We start from the raw sequence: 20,052 nt of genomic DNA, 5'->3' as shown, positions 1-20,052 counted from the left end.
ACAAAAGGCGGGATAGACATGGCTTTTGGAGTGAAACGGGACGAGCTGAACGCCTGGAAGGAACGCGTCAACCGTGGAGAAATCGCTTATATGACGCATTACTGGCTGGAGCCTCGTTTTCCCGGAATCAAAACGATCACCAAGGTGGGCTGTTCCGACCTGGACCGCCTGAGAAAATGGTGCCTGGATCACGGGCTTGATCCCAACTATATTCACAACCGTTCCCCTTTCCCCCATTTTGATCTGATTGGCTATAAACAGCTGGAAATTTTGCGGGAAGAAGGATTATGGGACCAACTGGCACGTTTCAAGTTCCAATAAATGCATATGCGGCAAAAGCCTTCTTAGTCGTGAAACGCGCCCGGGAAGGCTTTTTGATTATATTTAATTTTTCTCTTTTCAAGAGACCGGAATGTGGCTTATTCTTGTAAAATGGGAAAGAATGTTCTTATGGGAAAAAATCAAATTTGAGGTGGTCATTTATGTCAAATAACGCTCATGCTTCTCCGGCTTCCGGAAGTTTGCTTCGAAACCGGTTTTACCAAACGATCCTTGTCTCCAACATTCTGCTGCAGATCGGTATCTGGGTCCGAAATTTTGCTATTCTCATGTTCGTTACCGACAAGACCAATAACGATCCGCTCGCCGTTTCCCTGATCTCCGTCGTGGAGTTTGCGCCAATCTTCGTTTTTTCCTTTATCGGAGGCGCATTTGCCGACCGCTGGAAACCCAAGAAGACGATGATTTGGTGCGATTTCCTTTCCTCCGTCTCCGTTTTTGCCGTGCTGCTTACCCTTCTGTTTGAGTCCTGGCAGGCCGTTTATTTCGCGACCTTTATTTCCGCGATTTTGTCCCAATTCTCGCAGCCGTCGGTCATGAAACTGTTCAAACAACATATAGAACCGGAAAAATTCCAGCAAGGCATGGCTTTGTTCCAGTCCCTGATGGCCATTTTCATGGTGATCGGACCTTCGCTCGGTATTTACGTCTACTATCATTTCGGCATCTATGTCTCCATCGCGGTGATGGGCGTCGCTTTTCTGCTCTCCGCGCTGGTGCTGTTCAGACTTCCGGCCGATGCAGCGCAGGAAGACGAATCGAATGCCGATGCGCCCAATTTCCGCAAGGAACTGGTTGACGGGTTCAAATACGTTTGGCGGAGCCCCGTGCTTAAGGTGCTTGGCGCCGCGTTTGCCATTGCCGGCTTCTCCGTCGGAACGATCCAGACGCTTGGACTCTTCGTCGTTACGGAACGGCTTGGCGAGCCGAAAGAGTTCCTGCAGTACCTCATGATGGTGAACGGAGTCGCCATGCTGGCCGGGGGCGCTGCCGTCATGACGCTGGCCAAGCGGATTTCGCCGCAAATGCTGCTTGCCTTCGGCATGGCGATCAGCGCCGTGTGCATCGCCGGCATGGGTTTCTCCACCAGCATTCCTTTAACGCTGGCGCTGCAATTCCTGAACGGTCTGACGATGCCCTGCATTCAAATCGGGATCAACACGATGATCCTGCAGTGGACGGAGCAATCGTTCGTCGGACGCGTCAACGGTGTGCTTAGCCCGATGTTCATGGGTATGATGGTCATCATGATGTCCTTGTCCGGGGTGCTCAAGAAGCTGTTCCCGCTGGTCGGCATCTATACGGTCTCCGGCATCGTTCTGCTGCTCGGCGCCGCGATCCTGATCCCTACCTTCCGGCATAAGCCGGCTACGGCGGCTACGGCCGAATCCTCCTAAAGCCGGGAAGCGGTACGCAAAAAAGAGTCCTGCAGCAACCGGATGATGCCGGGTGCCGCAGGACTCTTTTTCATTTTCGGATCAAATGATATAGCGCAAAGCAAATTGGGTAAAAGAGTGAAATGTTCTGGCAGAAACGATAGTGGTCGCCTTTGTGAGCGGATTTCTACAAAATATGAATTTACACAATCCAAGAAATCCGCGAACAACAGCGATCGGAAGAACATTTCACACGGTTGCCTTCTATGCGCAAAGCAAATACTCAACTTATATCAATCAGCGCTTATTGAAAATATCCGTAAGCACCGGAACGATTTGCGATTTGCGGGATACGACGCCTTTCAGCACGGCTTTGTTGTCATCCAACTTCACGTTGTAGGCCTCCTCAACCGCATCCGCCGCCTTGCCGAGGGCCAGTCCCACGGAATCGTTGTTCAGGATATCGGTAACCACGAACAGGAACAGATCAAGGCCCTTGCCTTCCACAATGCCGTTCAAAGCCGCTTCCAACTCGGTTTGGCGCGACAGCACGTCGTTCACGTCAACGGCGTTGACCTGAGCGATTTCCACTTTCGATCCGCCCATTTGGAATTCTTTGGCGTCAAGGCTGATCAACTGCTCGATCGTTTTGTCGCTAAGATCCGCTCCGGCTTTGAGCATATCGAGCCCGTATTCATCGGCGTTAACGCCGGCGATCGCCGCAAGCTCGCGGGCTGCAGCCACGTCTTGCTCCGTGCAGGTCGGGGACTTAAACAGCAGCGAATCGGAAATAATCGCGGAAAGCATAAGTCCGGCTACGTTTGCGGGAACGGCAACGCTGTTTTCTTTATACAGCTTATTCAGAATCGTCGCGGTGCAGCCAACCGGCTCGGCGCGGTAGTACAGCGGTCCGCTCGTTTCAAAATTGGCGATCCGGTGATGGTCGATGACTTCAAGAACACGAACTTCAGTGATGTCGGGCGCACTTTGTTGACGTTCGTTATGGTCGACCAGGATCACTTCCTTGGTCTCGGCCCCTACCGATTCAACCAGACGCGGAGCTTCAAAACCGAAACGTTCCAGCGCAAAGGCCGTCTCCCCGCTCACATTACCAAGCCGTACGGCTTCAACGTCCCAGCCCAGCTTGGATTTCAAATCGGCATACGCAATCGCCGAGCAAATGGTATCCGTGTCCGGATTTTTATGTCCAAAAATCAATACTTTTGCCATCTTATTACTCTCCCTTTCCTAAACTTCATGAGAAAAGTATAGCTTATAAACGGATTTTCAAGCAAGAGGAGCGCCCGTCTCTACTCCTGCGGTATCCTGAATTTACTTTGTCCGATAAACGCGTTACGATCAAAAAGGAACCTTTTATATGGAAATAGAAGTATTCAGGTGACGCTCAGGCTGCTTTCAGCTTACGCTCAGCCGTTTCAACGATAATTCATTTATAGATGAAACCGGAAGAATCATAGGGAGGCAACCTCTGGATGAACCACATCAAAGGCGCTAAAATCATGCTGGTTGACGACGAACCGCATATCGTACAATTTCTCGAACTGGGATTGATCAATGAAGGCTTTGAGGTGCGAAGCGCCAGCGACGGGATGAGCGCGGTCAATCTCGCGTTCGATTTCCAGCCGCATGTCGTTGTTCTGGACGTCATGATGCCGGGTATGGATGGCTGGGAAGTGTGCCGCCTGCTTCGGAAAAGCGGCGAGAATGTCGCGATCATTATGCTGACGGCCAAGGATGAAATCGACGACCGGGTAAAAGGCCTCAATATAGGCGCGGACGATTACGTCGTGAAACCGTTCAGCTTCGAAGAACTGCTGGCGCGCATCGGAGCGCGGATCCGCAACCAGTTCCCGGCCTTGTTCGGCGAGGTGCTGATCGGGCCGTTCCGCCTGGACGACCGGAGGAAAGAAATCTCCTATCAGGAGCAGGCGCTGGAACTCTCCCCCACCGAATACGAACTGCTGAAATATTTGGTCATCAATCACGACATCGTTCTCAGCAAAACCACGATTTTGGACAAAGTGTGGGGGTACGATTTCGGCGGAGAGGAAAATATCGTCGAGGTCTATATCCGCTCGCTCCGCGAAAAGCTGAATGACAAGGAGCACCGGCTGATCCGGACGCTCCGGGGCGCAGGCTACCGCGTCGATTTGCCATGACTGACCGTGTTCGCTCCTGGATCCGCAGCCGTTTTCAGCCAAGATCGCTGAAGTTTCAGCTGCTCTCGCGCTCTCTGTTTATATTGGCCGCCCTTTTGCTGCTGATCGGCGCCTTTCAATATGTGCTGATGAAGGATTTTTTGTATAAAAACCAGGCCGAGACGATGATTTCCCAAATCCGCGGCCCTTTAAGGGATTTGTTCAATAACGCCGGGCAGCCTCCGGAACGCTGGGGCTTGTTCAATCCCGGTATGGACAATCCGAGTAACGGTGATAACGGAAACGGCGGGAATGGTTCGCAGCGTCCCGTTCTGTTTTTGCCCGACGCCTCCTTGGCTTTTATCGGCAAAAATCAAAGCTTCATCGATTTGAGCTCCGGGTCGGGAATTCCGGCGCCGCGCCTCAATGCAAATGAATACACCAATATCTTCTCCGAGGAATTCAACAAAGCGGGAGGAAACGACTACCGTGTCATCAAGGATAAAGACGGAAATGAGCAGCTCGTCGTTTTCCGCTTGATCTCTCAGCCAAGAACTTTGGGACAGACGATCGGTGTCTTTCAAATGGGCGTGTTCACCGCGCCTTTGCGGGAGGTCGTTCTGAGACAGCTGATGACTTTCGTCGCCTTGTCGCTCCTGGCTTTGGCAGGCGGCCTGCTGCTGAATTTGCCGGTGCTGCGGCGGACGCTGACTCCGCTGAACCAGATGATCCAAACCGTCGAGGATACCAACGCGGGCAATCTCGACAACCGCTTCCCGGCAGCGCTGGGACAAACGGAAATCGACCGTCTCGCCGTATCCTTCAATGGAATGATGGAGCGGCTGGAGGCGTCTTTCCAGGCCGAACGGGAAGCAAAAGAGCAGATGCGCCGATTCGTGGCCGACGCCTCGCATGAGCTTCGGACCCCGCTCACCTCGATCCACGGCTTCCTCGAGGTGCTGCTGCGCGGCGCCGCCGACCGGCCGGAGCAACTTCACACCGCGCTGAACAGCATGCTTGGCGAATCCAAGCGGATGAAAAAGCTGGTTGAAGACCTGCTTACGCTGGCGAAGCTGGACCGGACGCCGATGCTTCAACTGACGGAAACGAGGCTCGATACACTGATCGAAGAGATGGAGCCCCATCTGCGGATGCTCGCCGGCGAACGGGATGTCATGTTCGCATTGGCGCGGGGCGTTTCGATCATGAGCGACTGCGATAAAATCAAACAGGTCATCCTGAACCTGTTCCATAACGCCGTTCAGCATACCGATCCGGTAGACGGAAGAATCGCCGTCCGTTTGGATCCCGATCACGAGCTCGGCCGGGTACGGTTGAGCGTTGCGGATAACGGGGAAGGCATTGCGGAAGAACACCTTCCCCATGTGTTCGAGCGTTTCTATCGCAGTGACGCTTCACGTACCCGAAAGCAAGGCGGCGCCGGGCTTGGGCTTGCAATTTCCAAGGCGATCGCCGAAGTCCATGGCGGCCAAATCTCCGTCCGCAGCAAGCCGGGGGAGGGCTCCGTATTCGAGGTTGCTCTGCCATCTGCCTCGGCCGCGACAGGCTTAGGGCAGCAAGAATAGGGTTGGAGCTTACCGGCTGTTGTGAAGTGCCATGGCGGAACAAAACCGCATGGAACAAAGCCGAGGTCCGCACATTCTTATTTCTCTCCCAGAGGGCAGCGATCTGAGATCAATCCGGCACCACATGAACGAATCCGGATAGGACGAGAATCGAATGGGACGAATTGGTTGGGATCAGTCGGCTTGTCGGTCAGCCGCTTTCGGCCCCGGTCTCAAACGGATGCCCCTACGCCTAACGGACTCCAGTGACGTTATTTCGCAAATTTTAGCCGTTTTGTCGAGCTAACGGACTCAGATGACCTTATTGGGCGGTTAAACCGGCCGGATTGCTCCGTACCAGCGAAATAAGGTCATTTCGATCCGTTAGCCTGAAAAACGGCCCGATTGCGGCAAAATAACGGCAACTGAGTCCGTTAGCTCAGGGCGATGAAATTCAAAAGTCCGGACCGTCTGCAAACGTGAAGTTTATTTGCAGTAACGGCCGGACTTTCGGTTTTCCTGGGCTTTCAGTTTTCCTGGACTTTCGGTCTTCTTGGACTTTCGTTTTTCTGGACTTTCAACTTTCTTACACTTTCAGTTTTCTTGCATTTCCAGCTTTCTTGGACATGGCTTTCCGGGCTTTTGGCTTTCCCGGAAACTATTGCCTTTGTTCGTTCGTAAGATGCTCTTACTCCGCTGCGTTGCCGACCACATATTCCTTATACTTGCCATAGTCGCTGAGCTTGCATTCCATCGCAAGCATGGTTCCTTCCGGCTCGTAGTTCGTCTCGAGAATATGAGCGTTGACGTTAAGATACGACACGACCGCTCCTTGGTCGTAAGGAATCAGCATCCGGCACTGAACGTAATCTTTAAACACTTGCTTCCGGATTTGGGAGACCAACTCGCTGACCCCGATTCGGGGCTTGGCGGCCATGTAAATGATCTCTGCCCGGACCTCGGGAAGCGTATGATCGGTCAGGTCGCTTTTGTTGTACGCGTAAATCGTCGGAATATCGGTAATCCCGATCTCCTTCAGCGTCTCGTTCGTGATCTCGATCATCCGCTCGTATTCGGGGTTGGAGAAGTCGACCACATGGATAAGCAAATCGGCTTCCGCCACCTCTTCCAGCGTGGAGCGGAACGCTTTGATCAAATGGTGCGGCAGTTTGCTGACAAATCCGACCGTATCCGTAAGCAAAAAGGACTTGTTGTCCTCCAGCGGGATGCTGCGGACGGAGGTTTCCAGCGTGGCGAACAGCATATCCTTCTCCAGCACCTGCTTCTCCTGCGAGGGATTGTACAGCTCCATCATCGCGTTCATGATCGTCGATTTGCCCGCATTGGTATAGCCGACCAGGGAAACGACGGGAATGTCGTTTTTCCTGCGCTGCTTCCGCTGCGTCTGCCGATGGGCAACCAGGACCTCCAGTTCCTTGCCGAGCGCGGTGATCCGCTCTTCGATCCGCCGCCGGTCGAGCTCGAGCTTCGTCTCCCCGACGCCGCGGTTCGTCGTTCCCGCTCCGCCGCCTTGGCGGCTCAGCGATTCGCGCAGACCGACAAGGCGCGGCAGCATGTATTTGAGCTGCGCGACCTCCACCTGAAGCTGCGCTTCCCTGGTCTTCGCCCGCCGGTCGAAAATGTCCAGGATCAGCAGCGTCCGGTCAATGACCTTGCATTGCAGGTCCTTCTCCAGATTGCGGATTTGCGAAGGGGACAATTCGTCGTTGAAAATAACGAGATTGCCCTCCTGCGCTTCGAGCAGCGCCAGCACCTCGGTAATTTTCCCGGTGCCGATGTAATGGGATGTGTTGATTTTCACCAAATTTTGCGTAAGAACGCCCACAACCTCGATATCGCAAGCCTCCGTCAAATTCGCGAGCTCCTCCATGGAATACTCGAAATCGTCCTGATGATTCAAATTAACGCCGACCAAAATCGCTTTTTGCTGCAGTTGTTCCAGTTCTTGCATATATGCTGCCTCCCTTTATCAACGAAAATAAAAAAACACAGGCGGCACACCTGTGTTCCATACAAACGGACCTATATCAAACCGGACGCCGCTGCAGCCAAATAAACGGCCGAAAGCGCGTCAAGCAAGAGGCATATTCTATTCTAAAGTTCGCGAGAACCCCTTTATAGTCACACCTAACCCGTTTGCCCCGCACAGGTGCAGAGCCTTTGAGCACTATTCAATTAGCCGCGCAAAGTGGTAAAACGGAATTTGATGTAACGCACGGGGAACCCTCCGTTCTTATCATAGTGATTCCAGTTTATCACAATTCATATTCGTTCACAATCCGGCAACCTCCGGTATAGTAAAGCGAAACTTTCCCCCCAATATATGCGTAAAAAAGAAAGGCTCATCACATATCACCGATATTTTCCTGCGAGAGGAGACTCTTTAAAAATGAACTTTTCTGGCCCTTCTCCGTTTGACAACGGTCCCGGATTCGGCTTTAACTTCATGTTTACTCTGGTTCCCATCATTTTCATTCTCGTTCTCGTTTTAATTATCGTGGCCATTTTCATGAACGGAAGACGTTATTTGGCCAACAAACGAGCGCCGAGGGACACACGAATTGCCCGCATCGTTTCGAAACGGATGGATGTGCGGAATCACAATCATTTCGACGGAGATAACAACATGCACTCCTCCTCTTCAACCTACTACTACATAACGCTTGAGTTCGAAAACGGCGACCGGCAAGAATTCGTGGACGTCAAAAACCTGTACGGCCTCGTAGCCGAGGGAGACACCGGATACGCGGCTATACAGGGCGACTGGATCGTCGCGTTCGAACGAAACCCCAACGCGGCTCCGCAGCGTTCGCGGTTCTAGAAAAGGCACGGGACGCTCCCGAGTACGACAGGCATTGCGGCGTTTCATCACGCCGTACCTGCGCATTCGGGTGCGTCCCGGCGCGTTATGCCATTTTTAATTGATCGGCAGCCCGTGCTTCTGCGCGTAATTACCCCAATGCGGCGTGCGTCCGTCGATATCGATGAATCCGTATTCGTCGGATAAATCCCAGCTTGTGAAGGTCCTGCCGGCTTTCTCGCCGACCTTCGGGTCGGCGGCCAGCGCGGCAACGGCTTGCCCGACGAAATACGGAGTCTCGGATTCGGCATAATGCGGCTCCTGCTTGATGGCATCCCGCCAATTATGCTCCTCGACCCCGAAATGCTCCAGCATTTGCTCGGAGCGCAAAAATCCCGGCGTCACCGCCAGCGCCGTCACATGGTAAGGCCGCAGCTCCTCGGCCATGGAGGCGGCCAGGTTGATCGACGATATTTTCGCCAAGGTGTAGTAAAGGTTGCCGCGGTAGTTGTAAGTTGATCCATCGGTAATTTCGATGATCAACCCTTCCCCCCGCTTCACCATGAGCGGAGCCCCGTAATAGCTCGTAATCATATGCGCCTTGACCGCGCGTTCCTGCATCAGCAAGCCGTCGGAGAGCGAGTGTTCCCAAAACGGCGTGTTCCAGCGCGTCAGGTTCTCTCCGCCCCAAATGTCGTTCACCAGCAGATCAAGCCGCCCGGCTTGCTCGATTTGAACCCGATCGAAAAGAGCCTTTACCTGCTCCGGGGACGTATGGTCCGTACGAACGGGAATCCCGATCCCCCCTCGCGCTGTGACCATCTCCGCCGTTTCGTCGATCGTTTCGGTGCGCTCCAAATCCGAAGCCAATCCGCGTACGCTGCGCCCGGTGCAATAGACAGTCGCTCCCGCCGCGCCCAGCATCACGGCAATGGCGCGTCCGGCTCCCCGCGTCGCCCCTGCGACGACAGCTACTTTTCCCTGCAGTGGTCTGGACGCCGTCTCCGATCCGGGCGCCGGTTGATCCGCCAAAGGCCCCATCGCTTTTCGTTGTTCCATCCGTTTTCCATTCATGTGCGATTCCCTCCAAAATTCCGACTTCTCCCTTATTTTATCCAAAGATATATGACGCCTATTGTCTTATATGGATGATACAATGGGAATAAATTATCGTGTCAGGGAGGAAGGGATTGCCGTGAGGGCCGATCGGCTGTTATCCATCATGCTGCTCTTGCAAAACCATGGGAAAATGAGTTCTCGCGAACTGGCAAAACGCCTTGAAGTTTCGGAACGGACGATTGCGAGGGATATTGAAGCATTGAGCGCGGCGGGTATTCCCGTCTATGCGGAGCGCGGCTCCCGGGGCGGCTGGGTGCTGTCGGAGAAATACCGGACTACCCTGACCGGAATGCGGCCGGAAGAGATCGTCTCCTTGCTGCTTGCCAGCCACAACGGACTGATGGGCGATCTCGGGATCTCGGGAGATTTTAATGCCGCGTACCAAAAGCTGCTGGCCGCCTCCCCCGCTCCCGTCCGGCAAGACGCGGAAATGATACGCCAGCGCATCCATATCGACGGAGCCGGCTGGCATGCATCGGGCGAAGCTTTCGCCTGGCTGTCCCTGGTACAGGAAGCTGTTTGGACACAGCGAAGGCTGCATTTTCTGTACCGCAAAGATCATGAACTGGCGGAACGCACCGTAAATCCGCTCGGCCTGATCGCCAAGCGGAACGTGTGGTATATGGCAGCCGAACAGAACGGCGAAATGCGAACGTACCGGATTTCGCGGATTGAAGAAGCAACGCTTTTGGACGAACTCTTTGAGCGCCCGGACGGCTTTAATCTCGAAGCCTATTGGGAGGAATCCACCGCAAGCTTCAAAGCCCGGCTGCCCCGTTATCCCGTCCAAGTGAAAATAACGGAACCCCGGCTGGACCGGCTGAAGCGAGAGCGTTATGCCAAAGTGCTCAGCGCCAAGCCGGACGGCCGGGGCTCCGTCATGGCGGAAATCGATTTTCAAACGCCGGAGTCGGCGTGCGAGATCATACTCGCTTGCGGCCGGGAAATTGCGGTGCTTGCGCCGCCGGAACTCGCCGAACGGGTAAGCGCCGAAGCGCGGGCGATACTGGAGCTTTACGGCGGGAAATAAAATAGGCGGGCTCGTGCCCGCCTTCAAGTTCACCGCTATTTGAACGCCCGCTCCGAAACATATACAAAACGCTCGCCACGGGCCATCACATGGCATTTTTGCTCGGGATAATGCTCGTACAGGTAATCGACGAAGTTTCCGGGTTTCTCCGCGTTTACGGCAAATAAGTCATAATGCAGCGGAACAACGGTGTCGACCCCGATGCGGGCGGCCAGTTCCGAGGCTTCCCGATAATCCATGTTTCCGACGATGCCCTGCTGCTGGCGGAAATAATCCCTGCCGTTAATCGGCAGCAGCGCTATATCCGGTTTGATCGAGCTCAGCCTCTGTATCAATTCGGGATAGACCACCGTGTCTCCCGCATGATACAGCTTCGCGCCGTTCAGTTCAATCACATAACCGGCATAGCGGCATCTGCCGTTTTCATCCCGTTCGAGCTCTTCATGCGCCGCCGGAATCACAGTCACCACCAGCTTGGAGAACAGCTCGGTCCGCTCCCGCTCGTCCGCCTCCAGAATATTCGCTTCGCCGATTCCCATTTGCAGCAAAGCAGGCTTGCAGCAGGCAGGCGCCAAAATCGGGGCAAGCTTGTTTTGACGATGAAAAATCGGCAGCGTTCTCGCATCCATATGATCGTCATGACCGTGCGTAACGAGGCACAGATCGGCTCCTTGTATATCTTCGGGCGCGATCGGAGCGGGGAAGGTCCTCCTCCAATCGCCGTCGTCGAGGTCCCCCGAAACATAGGGGTCAATGTAAACCGTGATTCCGTCCCCTTTGACAATCACGCTCTCCTGCCCTAAAAACCATATGGCCAGCGTTCCGTACGGTACTTCGGTGTCGCTTACTTCACGGATCAGCGAGGCTCCGCTTTTTCGTTGTCCAGTCATCTAATCTCTCTCCTTGGAAATTTTTATAGAGATAGGAATTTCCGCGGCCGGTTATCTACGTTCTTCAGGCGCAATTAACGAAATCAGTTCGTTATTCCCTCTGAGTAAAGGAATGAGTCGGCCGACATGCCTATGGTAAAGTTCGCGCGCCTGCCGCATCCTCCAATCGGCCGGAAGAAACTCCTCCGGCAGAAAAGGATCCTCGAGCATGATCTCGCCGAATGTTTCCCCCAGCTCAAGAATTTGCAGCAGTACGTTCCATTGTGCCGCTTCCTCCGGCTGTTCCCAACGCTCAGCATCCCATGCGTCCATTTCGGTATTGGCCCAAGCGATAAAATGTTCGTATTTTTCGTTGATGACCTCTACGGGCCAGATTTGCCGAGCCTGATCAAACGTAATCCCACCGTAATCAAACTCGCCGCTTGCCGTTCTCACCCATTCCTCAAGACCCAGCCGCTTCACGATTTCCGGCACTAAAGAGGCCCTGTTATGGGGGCAAACAAATACACCGTCATATAGAAGCCCGTACCCAATTTGCGCCAGCTCACGCCGAAAAGCATTACGGAGTGACCGGCTCTGCTCCGGAATGCTGAACATAACGAAATGCCAGCTTCCGTCCCATGGCTCGTCCCTCCCGGAAAATTTAAGCTGAAGTCCCTGAATGGCCGAAGCGCCCGTATCCGTAAGCCTATATTTGCGCTCGTCGACCACAATATATCCTTTCTTCTTCAAAGAAGACAATGTGTTGCGGATAACCTGATCATTTTTGCCGCGATCCTTGTAGATGCGAATAAACTCCGATGAAGCGATCTCATGCCGATACATCAGCATGTACAGGATTTGTTTTTCGATGGAAAGCATGCTAATCCCCCGATTCGTGAAACCTTCGTGATTTCATTATAAGGAATGCGGCAATATGCGGCAAACTGAGTTACTGAATGATGGATATAATTTATAAATTGACCATCGCATATATTTATGTTATAAATATTCCTGCTTGTTGTTTCGTTGTTATTCGCATTTACTGCTATGACAAGGAGGAAACTCGTCTTGAAAAAGATATTAAGTTTATATTTTCTGATCATGTTTGTGATCGGCACGGACACCTTTCTTATTTCTCCGCTTCTGCCTACCCTAAGACAGGAGTTTCATGTCGGCATCGAGACTTCCGGCTGGATGGTTGGCGCATACGCGATCGGCTACGCGTTATTTGCGCTCATTGCGGGCCCGCTGTCGGACGGATGGAACCGTAAAAAAGTCATGATGTTCGGTATTCTGGGATTTTCGGCTTCCACTTTTCTATGCGGCTTTGCAACCGGCTTCTGGACGATGTTCTTATTCCGTACGCTTGCGGGCATTTTCGCTTCTTTTGCGTCTCCGCAGGTCTGGGCAACCATTCCCATTCTCGTTCCCCGGGACAAAATCACGAGATCCATGGGGATCGCTACGGCCGGATTCGCGGTATCTCAAACCTTGGGGGTTCCCCTCGGCACCTATTTGGCCGCTCATTCCTGGAAAACGCCGTTTTTCATCATCGGCGGCGGAGGTATCGTGCTGTTTCTCCTAATCTCCTTTATCGTTCCGAGGTTCGAACCGGCGATTTCCGGCAAGCAGCCCTCCATTACGGGACGCTACATCTCTCTGCTGCGGGAGAATAAGGCTAAGCGCAGCTTGCTCGCTTACTTTCTTCTCCTGACGGGAGCTTTTGCGGTATTCGCCTTTCTCGGCAATTGGCTGGCCGATGCGTTTGGCTTTTCCGTCTCCGAGATCGGTAATGTTTTGATCTTTATTGGACTCGGGAATATGATCGGCAGTTTTTTTGGCGTATACGCCGTCGCGAAGCTGGGACAAGCCAAGGCGCTGCTTTATGGAATCGCAGCGATGGGCGTCCTGTATTTAATGCTTGGCTTCGCGGCTTCTCCCCTGCTGCTGAAGGTTTTGTTTTTTATGCTGTACCTTGTTTTCGGCACCATTTTTCCGGTTATCATGGCTCTCCTGCAGAATTTGTCCTCAACCTCCCGGGGCACCAGCGCCGCTTTATCCAATTCGGTAAATTATGCGGCGACGGTTTTGGCCTCTTACCTGGCAGGAGTTCTGTATGTGCGTTTTCACGGATTTTTCGGTGTGGCTGTATTTACCGCGATTTGCTTGGTCATATCGATATGGCTGTGGGTAAAAAGCGGCGTGCTTCATCCCGAAAATCCAAAAACAGAATAAACCACCCGCCTCTAAACGAAAGAGCCCCCTGCTCATCAACATGTGCAGAGGGCAACCGCAATTATTAAGTGGATGCCAATGATATTAAAAGCTCTAAGCTTCGTACGTCTGCGAGGACCCGTTCCCCGGAGGATCCGCAAATTCGCTTTGCTCCGGAACGGATTTCTTTGTCGGCCAAAGAGTACTGCGAAGCAAGACGCCCAAAACCCCGATTGCCGCCAATACCAGCCCGATGGCGAGAAACGCCGTTCCTGCGGAAAACGTCCGGATCAGAATTCCTCCCGCGAGAGGAGCCACCAGCATGACTAGACTGGACACGGTATTTTGGATTCCGAAAATACGTCCGACCGCCTGTTCCGGCGTTTCTTTTTGCATAATGTAGTTCTGAGTCAGGATATAAACGCCGTTGCCGATTCCTATCAAAAACCCGATGCCCAGCAGCACAACTGTCAGAGTCCCCGGCGGACAAGCGCCCAGCAGGGCTATCCCGCCGCCAATTATGGCGCAGCCGCCGCCAAGCCCCCAGCCGTAGCTGACCCGGTTCAACCGGTTCAAAACCAGCAGCATCACTGCCGCCCCCGCTCCGATCGCCGAAACCAGCCAGCCGATTAATGATTCGTTCGCCGGGGCGATCCCGCGAAGCAGCACCGAAAATTGATAATCGATCATCAGCAGCACGATCAAACCGATAAGCCCGAAGAGCAGCGCATTTCGGACCTGCTTCGCCTGGGCCAGGAACACCCAGCCCTCCCGCCACTCCGCAAGAAACTGCGCCCATTTGGAGCCCGTCTTCTCCGCGGCTTCGATTGACGCGCCCCCCGTTTTGGGCAGATGGCGAAGAGGAAACAGCAGAACGGCCGACAACAGTCTGGTGACGATGTTGATCGCGATGCAGGCCTCGGGGCTGAGCGCCGCGAGCAAAACCGCGCCCAGCAGCGGCCCGGCGATTTTTGAACCCTGGCCGACGAGCCCGTTCAGTGAGGTCGCCTGAAGCAGCTGCTCCGCAGGGACGACCTGCCGCGTCAATGCTTGCTGAGCCGGCGCGTGGAACACGCCGGCAGCGGCGCGAAGGGCGAGCAGCGGCAGCAGCGAGGCCAGATTGGGGGCTGCCAGAATCAATAAGGTAATCCCTGCCGTGATCAGATCGAACACGAACATCAGTCTGGCCTTATGCAGCCGGTCGGCAAGGGTTCCGGCAAATGAGCCGAGCAAAACGGCCGGCAGCGCCATGGTCACCGGAATGAGCGCGAGCAGGAGCGGGTCGGCCCCCCAACGGTAAACGACCAATACCTGAATCGCCAGCGCGTCAAACCAATCGCCCAAGGAGGCCAGCGCGTAAGCGGCGAACATTTGCCGAAAGCTGCCGTTAGCCCAAAGCCCGGCGCGAAATGGATTCTTTGTCATCTTTGATTCCTCCGTCTTCTCATCATCCATTCTAGATATTGCAATAGCATACCGATGATTTGTCAGAGGATGATCAGAGGAAACCGGGTTTAGCCTGCTTCCCGCGACAGGGCCGTTTGAATCAGAACTTCCATTCGCCCGCGGTTTTCCGTTAACCCGTACTCCTTATCCAATGCTTCATAAACCGCTTCGTATTTACGTAAAAGCCCGGCGTCGGACACATTGCGCCGCAGGAAAAGCACAGTTTGGCAGACGGCGATCAGCAGCAGCGACGCCTGCTGTGAAAGACGCAGCACCTCCAGACCTTCGTCGAGCAGTTCGACGGCTTTCTTTTTTTGTCCCTGCGACAAGAACCATAATCCTTTCACCACGTTAAAACGGCCGATTTCCCGCAAGTACGGCGTTCCCTTCAGCAGGCGCTCAATGCGGCCCGACGCCCGCTCCGCCTCCGCAACGTTTCCGGCCTTCACCCGGACATACATTTCCATAATGGCAACGGGCAGGACAAAACTCGCCAGTTCGTCCGACTCCACCCTTTGCCGGGTATTCTCGAACCTGCGGATCGCTTCTTCCGGAAGGCCGGTATCGGCATAGACCTCCATGATGTTCAATATCTCCAATTCCCGATGCCGCTCGAAGGAAAGCGTTCGGCGGGCCAGCGCCTCTTCGCAATATTGAAGCAAGGGCCCCGTCTCGGGAGACGTTCCGCGAAACAAAAGCAGAATCCAATAAATTCTTTCCTGAAGCGGGATCTCCTCCGACTCCACGAACCAGGGGATATCGACCTGAAGAAACCGCAGGTAAACATGATAGAACGGGTCTATCTCAAATCCCAGCACCTCTCGCTGAGAAGCCAAAGCAAGCATCGATTTTCCCTGCCCGTACAAATGATACTTTTGGAATAAATCCTGAATCGCCGAGTTCACTTCCGGATCACGCACCGACGGATTATCCATCCGCTTCCGTTCGCTTAGCGTCAAGCTGTATCCATATCCCCGGACCGTATTGATCGACACCTCGGGCCAATCCCGAAGCTTCTTCCGAAGACGGTAAATGTGGTCGTCAACCGTGCGCTCCACCGGATATTCCAGCAGCCATACCCGGTCAAGCAGCTGTTCGCGCGAAAACGCCTGATTCCGGTGGTTGTACAGAAACTGCAGCAGGGCGTATTCCTTTGCCAACAGTTCAACGGAATCCGGCCCGAGCGCAACCCTGTACCCTGCGGGATCAAAGACCAGTTGTGACATGGCAGCTCTTCCTTCCTGAATCAAATGGGTAGATGCCCTTATGTTACCGTATTCGGGCAGGGACATAAAGAGCCGCCGATCCAGTTGAAAGAATCCAACCCAGCACGAAAGATAACGATACTTTTTACCGCAATTTGAGCATTTTTAGCCTCCATTAGTAAAATAGCGCCTTGTTTCGGCTCTATTCCCTGCCACAACCGGGGAAAATGACCTTTTTGCCTCATTTACACAAAAATAAGACCATTTCATTCCTCTATTTTCGCATCACACTCTATTTGGCCGAATATAGCGACACTTCTTACCGCTATTTTGCAGAGTCCGGCTTACAGGTGAGCCATCCATGAAAAAAACCCGTTAACCACATAACCGCGGATAACGGGGTAATAACGCCGGAGAGCTTCTTTAGTCCTTCAGCACATCCAAAGCAGGCAGCTTCCTTCCGCGGGTATCAAACAGAGTCAGATTAACCCAATTGTTCTCATGTCCGACCGACCATTCCCCGTTTGCCGGAATCCAGACAGGCTCCCACCAATAAAATCCGGTTCCTTTGCCGCCGGGCGTTTCCCGGATGAGCTTGATCAAGTCCTTAAGATAAGCCGCCTGTCCTTCTTTCGTGGCCGGATATCCGACATGGAGCTGCTCCTCGCTGTTGACCGTATAATTGGAATCGAGCGCCGGATCCATTGTCCACGGGTAAGCCGTCTCCACAACGTTGATATCTTTTCCGAAGGCATCCGCCAGCCTGCGCAAATTGCTCCGCAGATCTTCCAACGAGCCATGCCACCAGGGATAAAAAGACAAACCGATCGTATCGAATTCCACGCCGTACTCCGCGAAGCGTTCGAAAAATTGCAAGCTCGCCGGCAAATCGCCGCCCCGGTCGATATGAATCATGACATTAATCGAGCGATCCGCTTCTCTTACCGCTGCGATTCCCGATTGAACGAGCGCGGTAAATTTGTCCCACTGCTCAACCGTATTCCATTCGCCGTCCACCTTGCCGTCTTCCCATAACATCCCCGGCGTAATTTCATTGCCGACTTGAACCATATCCGGAAGCGTTCCTTGGTTTTTCAGCTCCGTCAGTACCCGGTAAGTATAGTCGTGTAACGCCTCCACCAGCTCTTTGAAAGGCAGGTGCTCCCACGCCTTCGGCTTCCACTGCTTTCCCGGATCCGCCCACATATCGGAATAGTGGAAGTCCAGCAGAAAATGCAGGCCCAGCGCCTTGATGCGCTTAGCCATAAGCAGCGTCCGCTCCAGGCTGCAAAACCCTCCGGGCGGATCGTTCCAGATCCGCAGCCGAATCGAATTCACGCCGCTGCGACGCAAGATTTCAAGCGCGTCTTCGGCCTCCCCGTTCTCCGAAAACACCCCTCCATAAGCTTCTACCTCGTCCAAAAAGGAAACGTCCATCCCCGTAATAAATGTTTGATTCATCATTGCCCCTCCCCTTGAACGTGAGCGGCTGTCCGCTTCAAGATTGCCAGGCCGTGAACCGGCAGCGGGAGCGTTCCTGAGCGGGCTTCGCCGGTCTCGACATCCGCATAGCCGCGATAATCCAGCTCGATTTCGGCAGGCTTGCCGGAGAAATTAAGGACAAACACATAATCATGCTCGCCGTCGGTTCGCAATTGCGCGGTAACGCCCGGCGGAAGCGCGCTCTCCAGCGACCGGCGAACTCCGGCATCAAGCGCCAGCTTTCCGTACAGCGCCTCGTAAAACGCCGGATCGCTTACCCGGGCCGCCAAATAATAGGCTTTGCCCCGTCCCAGACGATTCACCGTCAGCGCGGGCGTGCCGGCGTAGAAATCCTCCCGGTAAACGCCAAGTACCTTCGCGCCTTCCGCATGAATATGCTCGCACAGCTCCCTGATTTCGTACGAACCCGCAAGGCCCAGCTCGTTCCCGCTCTCCATCACAAGCCCGTTCACGTCATGGTCGTGGAGTCCGTCGATCTCTTCCGACCATACGCCCAACGTTTTTCGTAGCGGCCCCGGAAAACCATTCAAATGGCAAAGATCGTTTTCATCCACGATCCCCGACCAATAGGTAACCAGCAGCGTCCCGCCGTCCCGCACGAACCGCTCCATTTTGTCCCCGGTTTCTTCCCGCAACAGATAGGCCATCGGAACGACAAGCAGCTTATAAGCGGAGAAATCATCCATCGAACCAACGATATCCACAGGCACCCCAAGCTCCCAAAAAGCGCGATATTGCTGCATCACCGTCGCTTCGTAATGAAGCCCGGCATTCCTTGGTCCCTGCGCGTCGTTGACCGCCCAGCGGTTATCCCAGTCGAACAGGATCGCCGTCTCCGCGGGAACCGTAGTGCCGATCAGCTCGGATAACCCGGATAAGGTCCCGCCAAGCTTGGCGACATCCTGGAATACGCGGGTAAACTCATGGCCGGCGTGATCGACGACGGCCCCGTGAAATTTTTCGCTGGAGCCCCGGCTTTTGCGCCATTGAAAATACTGTACGGTGTCGGAGCCGTGTGCCACCGCCTGCAAGGAAGCGAGCCGATGCATGCCCGGACGCTTCAATTTGCTTGCGTCCTGCCAGTTCGTCAAGCTCGGCGTGCTCTCCATCAGCATGAAAGGTTTGCGCTTAAGCGAACGGAACAAGTCATGGTTAAAAGCGAACCAGGAAGCTTCGTCCCCCTCCGATTCAGCCTTGTGCCACATCGGGTAGGCATCCCAGGAGACGACGTCCACCGCTTTGGCGAATTCCCGGTAGTCCAGTCCGTAAAACAGATCCATCATGTTGGCCGTGCATGGTAAATCGGGGTTTTCCGCTTTTAACGGCGCAATCTCATGGCGGTAAAAATCGATCGTCCGGTCGGAGACAAAACGCCGCCAGTCGAGGTTTTGACCATGCACCATGGTTTCTCCGTGCGGAGCGGGTGACTCCACTTGCGACCAGGAGGTATACGTGTGACTCCAGAAAGTCGTCCACCATGCCCGATTCAATGCCTCCAGCGTTCCGTACTTCCGCTGGAGCCATTCCCGGAATGCCTCCTGACAGTATGGGCAATGGCATTCTCCGCCGTATTCGTTGGAAACGTGCCAGCCTACGACTGCCGGATGATGGGCATACCGTTCCGCCAGCTTGGCGTTCATAATCGCTACCTTCCGGCGGTATACGGGGGAAGTGTAGCAGTGATTATGCCGCTGGCCATGCAAATTGCGCTGCCGATTAGCTTGGACGCGCAGCACTTCCGGATATTTCTCCGACATCCAGGCCGGACGTGCGCCGCTTGGCGTAGCCAGCCAAGCGTAAATTCCGTTGTCGGCAAATGCGTCCAGCACGCGGTCGAGCCAGCCGAATTCAAATCTGCCCTCTTCCGGCTCCAGCGCCGCCCAAGCGAAAATCCCCACGGACATCACGTTGCAGCTTGCCAGCTTCATTAACCGGATATCCTCTTCCAGCACTTTCGGATCATGCTGCCATTGATCCGGGTTGTAATCCGCACCATGCATAAATACGGGCAGTTTGGGGCTTATCGGGGGAAACTTAACGCTCATCTTCTTTTCCAGCTCCCATCGTCTATGGAATTTTACTACCTGATGCAAATCATCCCCCCCCGTTGGGCGGGAGGACTCTAAAACATTAAGCCTATACTGCCGGCTCGCGTCTAAAGGCTCCAGCTTTTACTGCGTTCAAACGACTATGCCTAACTGAAGAATTCCCATCTGGAGCTTGAAGTCAACTTATTTGCGATCTAATAACTGGTTTACAATCCAATAAAGGGAAAAGCTTCGGCTAATTTCAGCAAAACGAGGATTTACGGCGATTTAACTGGAAATACTCCCACTGCTATGAACGAATTTGTCAATTCCCCTGTTTTTCCCCCTTTAAACCAAGGGTTTCAATTCCTTGGGC

The 20,052-nt window shown here is 53.9% G+C and carries 16 protein-coding genes; 7 read left to right on the top strand and 9 right to left on the bottom strand.

What is annotated here, in order from left to right:
• Positions 1 to 18 precede the first annotated feature (18 nt).
• Together ACI48K_RS20280 and ACI48K_RS20275 are read left to right on the top strand one after the other, a co-directional pair.
• A complete protein-coding gene (locus ACI48K_RS20280) occupies positions 19 to 321 on the top strand; it encodes a hypothetical protein (RefSeq protein WP_475029450.1) in 303 nt (100 codons plus the stop codon).
• Between the two features lie 161 nt (positions 322 to 482).
• Positions 483 to 1,736, top strand: a complete 1,254-nt coding sequence (locus ACI48K_RS20275) for an MFS transporter (protein ID WP_475029449.1) — start codon at positions 483 to 485, stop codon at positions 1,734 to 1,736.
• Between the two features lie 276 nt (positions 1,737 to 2,012).
• On the opposite strand, the gene ACI48K_RS20270 is transcribed toward ACI48K_RS20275, so the two are convergent.
• A complete protein-coding gene (locus ACI48K_RS20270; protein WP_475029448.1) occupies positions 2,013 to 2,945 on the bottom strand; it encodes a manganese-dependent inorganic pyrophosphatase in 933 nt (310 codons plus the stop codon).
• A 263-nt stretch (positions 2,946 to 3,208) separates the two neighbouring features.
• Between ACI48K_RS20270 and ACI48K_RS20265 the strand changes: the two genes are divergently transcribed.
• Together ACI48K_RS20265 and ACI48K_RS20260 are read left to right on the top strand one after the other, a co-directional pair.
• Entirely contained in the window at positions 3,209 to 3,895 is a 687-nt protein-coding gene (locus ACI48K_RS20265) for a response regulator transcription factor (RefSeq protein WP_475029447.1), read from the top strand.
• Positions 3,892 to 5,460: a sensor histidine kinase gene (locus ACI48K_RS20260; RefSeq protein WP_475029446.1), complete on the top strand. Its 1,569-nt coding sequence runs from the start codon at positions 3,892 to 3,894 to the stop codon at positions 5,458 to 5,460. The genes ACI48K_RS20265 and ACI48K_RS20260 overlap by 4 nt, the downstream gene beginning before the upstream one ends.
• A 667-nt stretch (positions 5,461 to 6,127) precedes the next feature.
• Here ACI48K_RS20260 and hflX read toward each other — a convergent pair.
• Positions 6,128 to 7,402: a GTPase HflX gene (gene hflX, locus ACI48K_RS20255; RefSeq protein ID WP_475029514.1), complete on the bottom strand. Its 1,275-nt coding sequence runs from the start codon at positions 7,400 to 7,402 to the stop codon at positions 6,128 to 6,130.
• Between the two features lie 447 nt (positions 7,403 to 7,849).
• Here hflX and ACI48K_RS20250 point away from each other — a divergent pair, with 447 nt between their 5' ends.
• Complete coding sequence (locus ACI48K_RS20250; protein WP_475029445.1) at positions 7,850 to 8,281, top strand: DUF2500 domain-containing protein; 432 nt, start codon at positions 7,850 to 7,852, stop codon at positions 8,279 to 8,281.
• Positions 8,282 to 8,377: 96 nt separating this feature from the next.
• On the opposite strand, the gene ACI48K_RS20245 is transcribed toward ACI48K_RS20250, so the two are convergent.
• Positions 8,378 to 9,301: an SDR family oxidoreductase gene (locus ACI48K_RS20245; protein WP_475029513.1), complete on the bottom strand. Its 924-nt coding sequence runs from the start codon at positions 9,299 to 9,301 to the stop codon at positions 8,378 to 8,380.
• Between the two features lie 154 nt (positions 9,302 to 9,455).
• Here ACI48K_RS20245 and ACI48K_RS20240 point away from each other — a divergent pair, with 154 nt between their 5' ends.
• Entirely contained in the window at positions 9,456 to 10,409 is a 954-nt protein-coding gene (locus ACI48K_RS20240; RefSeq protein WP_475029444.1) for a helix-turn-helix transcriptional regulator, read from the top strand.
• 35 nt (positions 10,410 to 10,444) lie between these two features.
• On the opposite strand, the gene ACI48K_RS20235 is transcribed toward ACI48K_RS20240, so the two are convergent.
• Both ACI48K_RS20235 and ACI48K_RS20230 read right to left on the bottom strand, forming a co-directional pair.
• A complete protein-coding gene (locus tag ACI48K_RS20235; RefSeq protein WP_475029443.1) occupies positions 10,445 to 11,299 on the bottom strand; it encodes an MBL fold metallo-hydrolase in 855 nt (284 codons plus the stop codon).
• Between the two features lie 51 nt (positions 11,300 to 11,350).
• Positions 11,351 to 12,160, bottom strand: a complete 810-nt coding sequence (locus ACI48K_RS20230; protein ID WP_475029442.1) for a PaaX family transcriptional regulator C-terminal domain-containing protein — start codon at positions 12,158 to 12,160, stop codon at positions 11,351 to 11,353.
• 189 nt (positions 12,161 to 12,349) lie between these two features.
• Between ACI48K_RS20230 and ACI48K_RS20225 the strand changes: the two genes are divergently transcribed.
• Positions 12,350 to 13,516: an MFS transporter gene (locus tag ACI48K_RS20225; protein WP_475029441.1), complete on the top strand. Its 1,167-nt coding sequence runs from the start codon at positions 12,350 to 12,352 to the stop codon at positions 13,514 to 13,516.
• 93 nt (positions 13,517 to 13,609) lie between these two features.
• On the opposite strand, the gene ACI48K_RS20220 is transcribed toward ACI48K_RS20225, so the two are convergent.
• The 4 genes from ACI48K_RS20220 to ACI48K_RS20205 form a co-directional block, all read right to left on the bottom strand.
• Complete coding sequence (locus tag ACI48K_RS20220) at positions 13,610 to 14,920, bottom strand: MFS transporter (RefSeq protein ID WP_475029440.1); 1,311 nt, start codon at positions 14,918 to 14,920, stop codon at positions 13,610 to 13,612.
• An 89-nt stretch (positions 14,921 to 15,009) separates the two neighbouring features.
• Positions 15,010 to 16,167: a winged helix-turn-helix domain-containing protein gene (locus ACI48K_RS20215; RefSeq protein WP_475029438.1), complete on the bottom strand. Its 1,158-nt coding sequence runs from the start codon at positions 16,165 to 16,167 to the stop codon at positions 15,010 to 15,012.
• A gap of 402 nt (positions 16,168 to 16,569) precedes the next feature.
• On the bottom strand, positions 16,570 to 17,607 hold the full coding sequence (locus ACI48K_RS20210) for a glycoside hydrolase family 53 protein (protein ID WP_475029437.1): 1,038 nt from the start codon (positions 17,605 to 17,607) through the stop codon (positions 16,570 to 16,572).
• A complete protein-coding gene (locus ACI48K_RS20205; RefSeq protein ID WP_475029436.1) occupies positions 17,607 to 19,694 on the bottom strand; it encodes a beta-galactosidase in 2,088 nt (695 codons plus the stop codon). Before ACI48K_RS20205 ends, ACI48K_RS20210 begins: the two co-directional genes overlap by 1 nt.
• Between the last annotated feature and the right edge of the window lie 358 nt (positions 19,695 to 20,052).

It is taken from the genome of Paenibacillus terrisolis (genome assembly GCF_056171975.1).
This window is presented reverse-complemented; position numbering and strand designations above follow the sequence as displayed.